Annotated in this window: 12 protein-coding genes; 11 read left to right on the top strand and 1 reads right to left on the bottom strand. The window is 49.3% G+C overall.

Features of this window, described 5'->3' with window-relative positions; translation table 11 throughout:
- The 11 genes from rfbA (at position 1) to BFP92_RS13280 (ending at position 10437) form a co-directional block, all read left to right on the top strand.
- Entirely contained in the window at positions 1–885 is an 885-nt protein-coding gene (rfbA, locus tag BFP92_RS13330; protein WP_065929832.1) for a glucose-1-phosphate thymidylyltransferase RfbA, read from the top strand.
- Positions 885–1430, top strand: coding sequence for a dTDP-4-dehydrorhamnose 3,5-epimerase (gene rfbC, locus BFP92_RS13325; protein WP_065929831.1), 546 nt, complete (start codon positions 885–887; stop codon positions 1428–1430). The genes rfbA and rfbC overlap by 1 nt, the downstream gene beginning before the upstream one ends.
- Positions 1430–2248 (top strand): ABC transporter permease, encoded by an 819-nt coding sequence (locus BFP92_RS13320; RefSeq protein ID WP_065929830.1) that lies wholly within the window; start codon positions 1430–1432, stop codon positions 2246–2248. Before rfbC ends, BFP92_RS13320 begins: the two co-directional genes overlap by 1 nt.
- Positions 2238–3569 carry an ABC transporter ATP-binding protein gene (locus BFP92_RS13315; protein WP_065929829.1) on the top strand — a complete coding sequence of 444 codons (1332 nt, stop codon included), beginning with the start codon at positions 2238–2240 and terminating at the stop codon, positions 3567–3569. The genes BFP92_RS13320 and BFP92_RS13315 overlap by 11 nt, the downstream gene beginning before the upstream one ends.
- Before the next feature lie 77 nt (positions 3570–3646).
- Positions 3647–5647: a sulfotransferase gene (locus BFP92_RS13310; protein ID WP_065929828.1), complete on the top strand. Its 2001-nt coding sequence runs from the start codon at positions 3647–3649 to the stop codon at positions 5645–5647.
- Between the two features lie 14 nt (positions 5648–5661).
- The gene (locus BFP92_RS13305) at positions 5662–6738 is read left to right on the top strand and encodes a DegT/DnrJ/EryC1/StrS family aminotransferase (protein ID WP_065929827.1); all 1077 of its coding nucleotides are present in this window, start codon (positions 5662–5664) and stop codon (positions 6736–6738) included.
- Positions 6739–6803: 65 nt separating this feature from the next.
- Positions 6804–7472 carry an acetyltransferase gene (locus BFP92_RS13300; protein ID WP_065929826.1) on the top strand — a complete coding sequence of 223 codons (669 nt, stop codon included), beginning with the start codon at positions 6804–6806 and terminating at the stop codon, positions 7470–7472.
- Positions 7469–7930, top strand: a complete 462-nt coding sequence (locus BFP92_RS13295; RefSeq protein WP_083221737.1) for a MaoC family dehydratase — start codon at positions 7469–7471, stop codon at positions 7928–7930. The genes BFP92_RS13300 and BFP92_RS13295 overlap by 4 nt, the downstream gene beginning before the upstream one ends.
- Positions 7930–8886, top strand: coding sequence for a glycosyltransferase (locus BFP92_RS13290; RefSeq protein WP_065929825.1), 957 nt, complete (start codon positions 7930–7932; stop codon positions 8884–8886). Before BFP92_RS13295 ends, BFP92_RS13290 begins: the two co-directional genes overlap by 1 nt.
- Complete coding sequence (locus BFP92_RS13285) at positions 8886–9959, top strand: glycosyltransferase (protein ID WP_065929824.1); 1074 nt, start codon at positions 8886–8888, stop codon at positions 9957–9959. Before BFP92_RS13290 ends, BFP92_RS13285 begins: the two co-directional genes overlap by 1 nt.
- Before the next feature lie 31 nt (positions 9960–9990).
- The gene (locus tag BFP92_RS13280) at positions 9991–10437 is read left to right on the top strand and encodes a hypothetical protein (RefSeq protein WP_065929823.1); all 447 of its coding nucleotides are present in this window, start codon (positions 9991–9993) and stop codon (positions 10435–10437) included.
- Between the two features lie 93 nt (positions 10438–10530).
- Here the strand turns inward: BFP92_RS13280 and BFP92_RS13275 are convergent, their stop codons facing one another.
- Positions 10531–11724: an acyltransferase family protein gene (locus BFP92_RS13275; RefSeq protein ID WP_239694264.1), complete on the bottom strand. Its 1194-nt coding sequence runs from the start codon at positions 11722–11724 to the stop codon at positions 10531–10533.
- Positions 11725–11737: the final 13 nt, after the last annotated feature.

Genomic DNA, 11737 nt, shown 5'->3' with positions numbered 1-11737 from the left:
ATGCTAAAACGTAAAGGCATTATTTTGGCCGGTGGTTCAGGCACCCGTCTGCACCCTGCAACCCTGGCGATTTCCAAGCAATTGCTGCCTGTCTACGACAAGCCGATGATCTACTACCCGCTGACCACGCTGATGCTGGCGGGGATTCGCGACATCCTGATCATCTCCACGCCGCAGGACACCCCGCGTTTTGAACAGCTATTGGGTGACGGCAGCAACTGGGGCCTGAATATTTCCTACGCCGTACAGGCGTCCCCGGATGGCTTGGCGCAGGCGTTCATCATTGGCGAAGACTTTATTGGCAACGATCTGTCGGCGCTGGTGCTGGGTGACAACATTTACCACGGCCACCACTTCAACCAATTGCTCTCAAGTGCAATGGCGCGTGAAGAAGGTGCCAGCGTGTTTGCCTACCACGTGAATGACCCTGAGCGTTACGGGGTTGTGGATTTCGATGCGCAAGGTAAAGCGCTCAGCCTGGAGGAAAAACCTCTCAAGCCGAAATCGAACTACGCCGTTACTGGCCTGTACTTCTACGATCAACAAGTGGTTGATATTGCTAAAAGCATCAAGCCTTCACCCCGTGGAGAGCTGGAAATCACTGACCTCAACCGCATTTATCTTGAGCAGGGCAGCCTGTCTGTAGAAATTATGGGTCGCGGTTATGCATGGCTGGATACCGGCACGCACGAGTCTCTGTTGGAAGCGAGCAGCTTCATTGCCACGCTTGAGCATCGCCAGGGCCTCAAGGTGGCCTGCCCGGAAGAAATCGCTTTCAGGCAAGGATGGATTGGTAGCGAGCAGCTCGAAAAGCTTGCTGCTCCGCTTTTAAAAAATGGCTATGGCCAATACCTGCAACGTATTTTGCGAGAGAAGATTTACTGATGAAAGCTACACCATTAGCCATATCTGACGTCGTATTGTTTGAGCCGAAGGTATTTGGTGATGATCGTGGCTTTTTCTTTGAAAGCTTCAACAGCGCGCAGTTTTCAGCAGCGGTTGGCAGAGAAGTCACGTTTGTTCAGGACAATCACTCGCGGTCGGTGAAAAACGTATTGCGAGGGCTGCATTACCAGGTCCAACAACCGCAAGGTAAGTTGGTGAGAGTCGTTGCGGGCGAAGTATTTGATGTTGTAGTCGATATCCGTAAATCCTCGCCCACGTTCGGCCAGTGGGTGGGGGAGGTGTTGTCCGCAGAAAACAAGCGTCAGCTATGGGTGCCTGAAGGGTTTGCCCATGGCTTCGTCGTGCTCTCGGAGTTTGCAGAGTTTCTGTACAAGACCACGGACTATTATGCCCCTGCACATGAGCGCTGCATCGCGTGGAACGATCCGGCGTTGGGCATTCGCTGGCCGGTGACTGGAGAGCCAGCACTTTCTGGTAAAGATCAGCAAGGCGCACTGTTAAGCGATGCTGAGGTGTTTGCCTGATGCAATTGCACTCGATATCCCCTAAGGCGCTCGTCAAGAGCGTTTGGAGCAATCGCAGCTTGATCAAAGCCATGATCAAGCGGGAAGTTATTGGCCGCTACAAAGGTTCGTTTCTGGGGATCTTTTGGTCTTTCTTCAACCCGGTTTTGATGTTGGCCGTTTATACGTTCGTGTTCAGCGTGATCTTCAAGGCGCGTTGGAGTGGTGGCACTGACTCAAAGACCGAATTTGCTTTGGTACTGTTCGGTGGCCTGATGGTTTTCAACCTGTTCGCTGAGTGCGTTAACCGCGCACCCGGGGTGATTTTGGCGAACGCAAACTACGTGAAGAAAGTGGTATTCCCGCTGGAGATTCTTCCTTGGGTAAACCTGGGTTCTGCGATGTTTCATTTCGTGGTCAGCCTTAGCGTTTGGTTGATTGCCTACCTCTGCCTCTTTGGGGTGCCGCACCTAACGGCATTGATGTTGCCGATCATCATGCTGCCTTTGATATTTCTTGTGATGGGGCTCTCCTGGGGCTTGGCCTCGTTGGGCGTGTACCTGCGCGACGTTAGCCAGTTCATCGGCATTTTGACGACGGTATTGATGTTCCTGTCGCCGATTTTTTATCCTTCCAGCGCCTTGCCCCAGCAGTACGCGCATATCCTTTTGCTCAACCCGCTCACGCCGGCGGTTGAGGGTGTGCGAGACGTGTTGTTTTGGGGACGGCTGCCCGATATGAAGGTGCTGTCCTTATATATGGCGGGGTCGGCATTATTTGCATGGTTAGGCTTTGCCTGGTTTCAAAAGACGCGGAAGGGGTTTGCTGATGTCCTCTGATATAGCTATTCACGTTGAGGGCCTCAATAAGTGCTACCACATTTATGACAAGCCTCATGACCGATTGAAACAGATGCTGATGCGCGGTCGCCGCCAATACTTCAAAGAGTTTTGGGCGTTGCGTGACGTGTCGTTTGAGATCAAGAAAGGCGAGACGGTCGGTATCATTGGGCGTAATGGCAGTGGTAAGTCCACATTGCTGCAGATGATCTGCGGCACGCTTAACCCTACCAGCGGCACTGTCCTGACTAACGGTCGAATTGCCGCATTGCTGGAGTTGGGCGCGGGGTTCAATCCCGAGTTTACCGGCCGCGAAAACGTCTATATGAATGGCGCTATCCTGGGGTTGAGCGAAGACCAAGTCGACGCGCGCTTTGAAGAAATTGCCTCGTTCGCAGACATCGGCGACTTCATCGAACAACCGGTCAAAACTTACTCCAGCGGTATGTTCGTCCGCTTGGCATTTGCTTCGAATATCATGTCCAAGCCTGAAATCATGATCGTCGATGAAGCGCTGTCTGTAGGCGACATGAACTTCCAGGCCAAATGCATGACCGCATTGACCCGTATCCAGGACAACGGCGCCACGATCCTCTTCGTCAGCCATGACGTAGGTTCGGTAAAAAGCCTATGCTCACGTGGTGTTTATCTTGAGCGCGGCAAGGTTGTAACGGTCGGACCGGCAGCGGACGTTGCTGAGCGTTACATCCGTACGATGCAGGAAGAAATGAACGCCGAGCATCGAAAGCAGGCACGTGTGCCTGGTCTTCCGAATGATATGGCTGGACAGTCAAGCCAGCAGATCACGCCTAAGGATGAACTCAACTTCAAACGCTCCCAAGAGTTCGAGACCAGGGTGGCGCAATTCCGCTTTGGCAGTGGTGAAGTAAAGTCGACCTGCGTTGAGTTGGTCGATACCGATGGTAATGACTTGGTTTTTGTTGAATTCAACCAAGATGTGGTCGTTAAAGTGTATTTTGAAGCCTATGCCGAAAAAGAACTTTCAGTCAATATTAGTATTTTTGATGACAAGAAAAACAATATTATCGGCTGCGGCTTTCCACACATTGATCAGCCTTATCTAGTCACTAAGCAAGGCTCGAGATATTTGGCGGAGTACGCGCTGAAATTGCCGCTGCAGGAAGGCAATTACTCACTGCGAGTGAATATTTCATCGACCATTGTCGAGAACGAAACTGCTGAGTTTATTGACGTCGTCAGTGATGCAGTTGTATTCAGGGTAGGACGTTGGGAAAAGGCCAGGGTGTGGTCAAAAGTGCACGGATTCTCGCAGCTGAAATTGCATGAGTTTGAGGTGTGATATGCCGAAAAGTCCGCGTCTGAACGGTTTTCCTGTTTCAGCGTACCCAATGACGTCGCACGTTGATTATACCGAATATGAATAACGCATTTATAATTGGTACCGGCCGTTGTGGCACAACGTATCTGGCACAAGTACTCAATGCACATTCACAGGTGTGTGTTCCACCTGAGATGCAGTGCATTTTTGAGTACGATACGAACGGCAGTCGATTTTATGAAAATATTGCATTGGGCGCGATAGGGGATGCAGCGGTCGCAGCGGATCTGCTCGAGCGTTGCTGCCCCCACGACCTCGCGCGGTTTTTCAATTATCGCGAGTACTGCGAGGGATTGGAGTATCCGCTGCGTTCGATGCAGGATTTTTTTGCTGGTTATTATGATGCGATTGCTAAATCCCATAATAAAAAAATACTGATCGAGCAAACGCCTTGGTACGGTCAGCGTTTGGACATCATGACGCGGGTGTTTCCCGACGCCAAGTTTATACATGTCGTAAGGGATGGCAGGGACGTTGCGCTGTCGTTTGCACGTACGCCGTGGTGGTTCAAAAAGGCCGAGCTGAATCTGGCACGCTGGGCGAATGAGATCAAAAAGATAGCTGCGGATGCGGCTGCCTTGCTGTCTGCCGAAAACTACCTGGTTGTTAAATACGAAAACCTGGTGGCCGACACGCATGCTGAAGTGTTGCGCATCTGTAATTTTCTGGGTATTACCCTGGAGTCCTCTCAGTTGGACCCGGCAGGTTATATAGACTACGACAGCTATTGCCGATTCGATATGGAGAATCTTTCATCCACGGCGTATTTGAACTGGAAGAAAGGCAAAGGCTCTTCATCTTCTTTTCAAGGCAGTGCCTACGCGTGGAAGAAAGATAAAGTCTCGCAGTTTCAGAATGTTCCTGAACGCATCAAAGAGTCGTTGACTCTGTTCGGTTACGACGTTTCCGATGATGCAGATGATACGCAGCAGAGCCAGTCTTCCAATTATAACGTGAAGGTCTATCTAGCGACGCTGGAAGCAAAGGTGGCTGATCTTTGTGAAACAGTCGCAGGTAGAGAGCTGACAATCAATGATCAGTCAGTGCATATTCGCAGTATTGAATCAGAGCTATCGATACGCGCCCAGCGTATTGCAGAATTTGAGCAAGAGTTAACCGCACGTGGCCAGCATATAGCGGGTCTGGCCAGTACGATTGATGATCAGATCAAGCACATCACCGGGCTCGACAGTGAACTGTCGAATCGCGCCAAGCGGCTTGCCGATTTTGAGGCCGAGCTGAAGGCGCGCACGCAGCATATCGCGGGTTTGAACCAGGCCATTGAGGACTTGACGCACTCCATCGAAGATCATGAGGCCGATCGGTTGGCCCATATCCGCCAAGAAGCCGACATGGCTGTCGAGTTATCAGCGCGAGGCGAACATATATCCAATCTTAATCAGCTCATTGATGACCAGACAAAATATATTGCTGAACTGGTGACTGAGCTGGCGATGAGAGCGGAACAATACGCTGCATATGAAGCTGAAGTCATCGCATGTGCTGAGCGTAAAGCGGTGTTGGAAAAAGCGTTAGTCGACCAGGCACAACAGGTTCACCACCTCGATGCCGAACTTTTGCTGTGTGGTGAACGGTTGGCTGAATATGAAACCGCTGCTGCCTCGCTAAAGAGTCACCTCGCTGAACTTAACGATACTGTGAGCGCTCAGGAGCAGCGCATCCATAATCTGGATGCTGCTCTATTGGATGCTGGGGACCAACACACGTTGCTCCAACAGGCTTTGCGGTCACGTGAAGACGACATAGCCAAGCTCGATGCGAACGTCAATCAGCAGGCAATACAGATCAGTGAGTTGTCGGCCGACCTTTCTAGACGCGTAGACCATATAAATGAATTAGAAGAAGAAAAAGGTGTTCAGAACGCTGAAATTCGCGCACTGGAAAATAATATTCTGACACAGCAAGCCCGTATCATTGAGTTAACCACTGACGCTCTACGCATGAAAGAAGCTCTTGATCAACTGAATGCGTCCTGGTGCGGCAGGCTTCAAGCTTTTCGGCAAAAACTTCATAAATAATTTATCGGAATATTATGAACATCACCGTAACAAAACCATTCATCCCGCCGTTCGCAGAGTTTCAGAGCTATCTGTCTGGTATTTGGGCGCGAGAATGGCTGACCAATAACGGACCGTTGGTTAATGAGCTTGAAATTGAGCTGAAGAAAAATCTCGGTGTCGAAAAGCTGTTGTTCTTGAGTAACGGTACTGTCGCCCTGCAAATTGCGATCCGTGCCTTGGACCTGAAGGGTGAGGTAATTACCACACCCTTCAGCTACGTGGCGACGACCTCAAGCATTGTATGGGAGCACTGCTTGCCGGTGATGGTTGATATTTGCCCAGACACTCTGAATATCGACCCCGCTAAGATTGAAGCTGCTATCACGGATAAAACATCCGCGATTCTGGCGACCCATGTGTTTGGTAACCCATGCGATGTCGAGGCGATCGAGGCTATTGCAAAGAAGCATAATTTACACGTGATTTATGACGCCGCGCACGCGTTCGGTACAACCTATAAGGGCCGCTCGTTACTTGCATATGGCGATATTGCCACCTGCAGTTTTCATGCAACAAAGTTGTTTCACACCATCGAAGGTGGTGCCGTCGTTGCGAACGACGCTAAATTGATCAAGCGCTTGGCGATGATGCGTAACTTTGGGCACTCTTCCGCGACTGAATTTGGCGACATCGGTATTAATGGCAAGAACTCCGAAGTGCATGCGGCCATGGGGCTGTGTAACTTAAAGTATGTGGACAGCATCCTTGCGCAACGCAAGCTACTTTCGCAGCGCTATCTTTTGAATTTGAAAGAGTGTGGGTTTTCGTATCAAAAAGTGGCTGATGATACGGTTTATAATCATGCCTATTTTCCGGTTATTCTGGAGGACGAGGCAGCGGTGCTTGCCGTGCTCGAGTACTTAAACCTTCATAGTATTTACCCGCGTCGCTACTTTTATCCGTCGTTGTCTGAACTGCATTACGTAGAAGGGCAATCTGCGCCGATCGCTGAAGATATTTCCCGTCGTATTATTTGTTTGCCGCTGTACCACTCGCTGTCCCTTGAAGAGGTTGACATGGTGTGTGTATTGCTCAAGCAAGCATTCTGATCGCTCGGCACAGTGTTCGATAACTAGAAGTCAGTAAGAATTTTTTGTTTAGGGAGGGGAGCAAGATGAACACATACGGAATAGTGGGGGCAGGTGGCTACGGTCGAGAGGTTATTCCCCTTGTGGCTGCTCGCTTCAAGGAAGCGCTTTCTTCTGGCAGCGCCAAACTCTACTTCGTCGTGGAGGGCGCCGTAGAGGAATCTGAGATCAACGGATACTCTGTTATTTCTCTGGATGAGTTTTTGAGTCTTCCTGGTAACCGGTATTTTAGTATTGCCATTGGTCAGTCCGCAGTCAGGGAGCGAATTGCCGCTCTTTGCGAGGACCGTGGTGCAGAGGCATTCTCCGTATTTGCTGAAAATACCGTCATCCTTGATGCGAATGAAATTGCTGAAGGTGCGGTGCTTTCTCCTTTTGTGACAATTACTTCGAATGTGAAGATCGGTCGGCATTTTCACGCCAATATCTATTCTTACGTTGCCCACGATTGTGTCATTGGTGACTTCGTTACCTTCGCGCCATCGGTAAAATGCAACGGTAATGTCATTATTGAAGACCATGCTTACATCGGTACGGGGGCTTCTATTATTCAAGGTAAGAAGGGCAAGCCGTTGACGATTGGTCGTGGTGCCGTAGTGGGCATGGGCGCGGTAGTGACCAAGAGTGTAGCTGCTGGGGTGACGGTTGTTGGTAACCCTGCACGCCCACTTTCAAGAGAAGGATTGAGGAAGTGACAAGTATCAGTGGACACAACTTCGGTGGTTTGACTATTGATCAAATTGAAGTCGGCATGCAGGCTTTTTACTCCCACACCGTGACAGACGCCGATGTGAAGGCTTACGCAGGGTTGTCGGGTGATAATAACCCTGTGCATATGAGCGAAGAGTACGCAGAAAAGTCGCGATTTAAAGCGCGTATTGCGCATGGCCTCTTTTCGGCCGGGTTCTTTTCCGCGTTATTTGGTACGCGCTTGCCTGGACCTGGGTGTGTCTACCTCTCGCAAAATCTTCGATTTAAGAAGCCTGTTTATCTGGGTGATACAGTCGTGGCTGAAATCTGCGTGACAAGCATTAATACCGCCAAGAAAATAGTGTCTTTTGATACATCGTGCAGTGTAAGAGGTAAGATCGTGATTGAGGGTGAGGCGGAAATTTACATTCCACGTCCTTCCGCCCGCTTGGAGAAAGTATAATGGAAGCTGTAACGTTTAAACTCTCTATTTTGTTGGTGACTTACAATCACGAGAAGTATATTCGTCAAGCGCTTGAAGCGCTGTTTAAGCAGGTTATCAACGGGCCGCTGCAGCTCGTTATTGCCGATGACGGCTCCAGTGATAATACGCTGAATATTATCAGGGAATTTGAAGGTACGGACCCACGGTTTATCTTTAAGTTCTTGGTCAATAATGGAAACTTGGGGATTACCAAAAACTACCAGCGGGGCTTCTCTGAGTGCTCCGGTGAGTATATTGCTGTCTTGGAAGGCGATGACTATTGGGTTAGCCCGAAGAAATTAGCAAGTCAGTTAGAGTTTCTTGAGCAGCACTGGGAGTGTTCCTTATGCTCGGTAAACTATCTGGTTTATGAAGAAGACCGCTCTCAGTTTACGCCTAGAGTGCCTGTTAGTTCGTCTTATCGCATCATTGGTGCCCGTGATCTGATCGCCGATAACTTGGTCGGCAACTTTTCAACGTGTATGTACCGCAAGAGCGCGTTGGACGAACTGCCACCTGCGTTGTTTGAAATGCGCTCTTATGATTGGATTGTCAATATCTGCGTCTCGCGGACGAGCTTGATCGGTTTCCTTGAGGAACCTATGTCGGTTTATCGCCTGCACTCGAATGGGGTGTGGACGCAGACTTCGCATATTAACAAGCTAAAAATTCAACTCGAAGTTATCCCCGCGTACAACGCTTTGACGAATAACGTATTTCATCTTGAGTTCGAAGTGTTGGCCAGTCGTTTGCGTCATGTGATTGCTTCGTCGCAGGTCGAAAGTGCTGTAGATGCGGTGGTTCAACCCGTCGTTAAGGCGTTGCCGCGTTTCATCGATTATATCCCTAACTTTATGATGCGCTTCTTGCGTGCGGTGATGCCTGACCGGTTCAAACGTATATTGCTCAAAGCCTTGTATAGGGAGAAGGTTTGATGAAGCCTACTGTATCCGTGATTATGCCGACGTATAATCATGCTGCATTTGTAGAGCAAGCTATCGCCAGCGTGCTTGCCCAGCGTGATGTCGATTTTGAGCTGATCATTTCTGATGACGGTTCAACGGATGGAACTCGTGAGGTTGTGGCCGCCATCAAGGATGAACGCATAACGTTTTTTCCTAATACGGTGAACCGTGGCGCCTGTGTGGTCACTAATGAGTTGATTAGTCACGCGTCTGGTGAATTCATCGCTCTTATTAACTCAGATGACTTTTGGGCCGAAGATGACAAGCTTGCCTATCAAGTAAATATCTTGCGCGAAAACCCGAAGATAGGTGCTTCTTTTGGTCGCGCGCGTTTTGTCGATAAAGCTGGCGAACCGATGGATAAAGCCTCCTTCCCGACAGGCTCGGTTTTTGATCAGGAGAATCGCTCGCAAGGATTGTGGTTACGTCGGTTTTTTGATCTGGGCAACTGCATTTGCCACCCGACTATGTTGATAAGGAAGGCGTGTTATGACGAGCTGGGCTTGTACAGTAACAGAATGCGCCAGCTGCCGGATTTTGAGATGTGGGTTAGGCTGGTCAAGCGATATGATATTCACATCTCTGAGCGAACGCTGATTAACTTCAGAATTATGCCGGGGGAGAATGCCAGCAGTCAAACTGCGAGTAACTCTATTCGAACAATTAACGAACACTACTTGATGGCTGAAACCTTCTTTGATGATGTTTCTGCCGAGGTATTGATTCAAGGGTTTGAGGATGTTCTTGTTTTCAAGGATGTCCCAACCAAAGAGCATCGGGATATCGAAAGTGCGCTGTTGTTGTTTAACTACAACCAGTGGCTAGGTGCGCCGTACAGAATGATAGGGTTGTTGAAATTTAATGGTCTTCTGAACAGTCCTGCTCACTTTGAGGTCTTGCAAAGAGATTATAAAATTGACGATCGTTGGTTCCAGGCGCAAATGGGCGATATCGATGTGCTACGCCCGAAGGTTGTGGCGATGATAGGTGAAAAAACCATTGGGCTCAGGCGAGTACTTAAAAAACTACTGAATTTTAAGTAACAGCTCATATTTCGATTTAAAGGAGAGTTTTATGCGTTATCTGTACCTTCCTGTGTTTGCAGTATTCGGCTTGTTGGCGGCTTGCGACAGTGGTAAACCTGCTGGCGTTGTGGCCAATGACTTTTGCTCGTTCGACAGTCCCGTGACGGCGACTACGCTTCAGACTACCGAGCCTTTTGAGCCTTGGGGTTGGGCTTACAATGTAAAAGCGGGCAGTATTCCGAAAGATGTGTCGATTGAGATCGTCTCGGCTTCGAATGACGTTGCTGCTAGTGCGCCCCTGACACGTTCCGCTCGCCCTGACGTTGCTAAAGCTTTTTCCAAGCCGGAGCTCGAGATGTCTGGGTTTGTTGGCAAAGTGGATGTCAGTGGGTTGGCTTCCGGTACCTATACTGTGAAGATCATTCAACAGGAAGGCACTACCCGCTACGTATGCAGCAGCCCTGTAAAATTGAAGTTCCACTCGGCCAAAGGCTGATTCTTGGTCAAAAAAAACACCTCGAGAGTATCGAGGTGTTTTTTTATGCCTGCTGATCAGGCACTGCGCCGTACGGTTGGGTTGTGCCGCCGATCAGACGGGCGCCCGAACGGTAGTCGGATGGAGTGCTTTGGTCTGGTTTGGCGAAGATGTCTGCATGAAGCGCTTCTCTACCAGCAGATAGGAGGCGGTGGAGAGTATTGAAGCCAGCGCCAAGGAGCCGCCCGCGACGAGGTAAAACTGCACCATGGTCAGTTCACCAGCGCCTATGATGTACCGGTCAATAACCGCGAACACAGCAAACAAGGTCATTGCATGGAGTAGGTAAAAACTGTAGCTGACAGTACCCAGAGCGACAAATAAACGCGTAGCGAGAATGCCCGGGCGCGATATAGCAAGTGCTGCGAACAGTGCTGAAACAGTCAGCCATTGTTCCAGGCCATAATTGGCTTTGGCTCCAATACGGTAGAACATCGCAATGACGATTGCGAGCGCGATAAGGCCTGCGACAATCCGGGTTGAATGTTTGAATTCTTTGCCGCTAAAAAGCGCGCATAGGGCGCCAGGGATAAAGAATGCCCATGCGCTGGCATCGTTCAGATATAAGTCGATGAAAGCAAATGCAATAATTGCAGACAGTGATTTTTTACGATCATGGCATACCGCAATGTAGACAATGGGCAGGACGAAGTAAAACTTCCACTCGATTGCGAGTGTCCAAGCGACGCCAAGTAGGCGTGAAAAATTGAAGCCATTAATTGTAGGCATAGGTAATAAGCCGAAGCCAAAAATAGCGGGGATTGCAGGAATAATATCGCTTGTTTTTTGCACTAGCGGCCAAGAGAACCAAAGCCCGATGATTGATGCTATCAAACCAGCGAGGAAGAATGCGGGAACAATTCGACGGACTCTTTTGGCATAGAAGTCTGTCCAGTCGATGGGGTTTTTGGAAAAGATCTTTCCTGCAAATAAAAAGCCTGTTATGCAGAAAAAGACCTGTACACCAATAGCCCCGAAAAAGGACAGTATCGAGCTGTCGACAAGATCAAAGTAAAAAACTTTTGGAACAATCACCAAATTAATTAAGACCAAGGGCGCATGATTGAGTGATACCAATGCTGCTGCTACTCCACGCAATCCGTCCATCCATCGTGTTTTAGGATGCGCTTGTGGTATTAGCGAAGGTATTATTTTTTGTAAAAAAAACATCGGCGCAAGTGCGCATACGAAAGCAAAAATAAGTAATGCAATTAACTCTGGGGTGTGCGCGACGTAGAGGGTGGGCATGATACATGTTGGC

Source organism: Pseudomonas sp. 58 R 3, assembly GCF_900006605.1.
Classification (GTDB): domain Bacteria; phylum Pseudomonadota; class Gammaproteobacteria; order Pseudomonadales; family Pseudomonadaceae; genus Aquipseudomonas; species Aquipseudomonas salomonii.
This window is presented reverse-complemented; position numbering and strand designations above follow the sequence as displayed.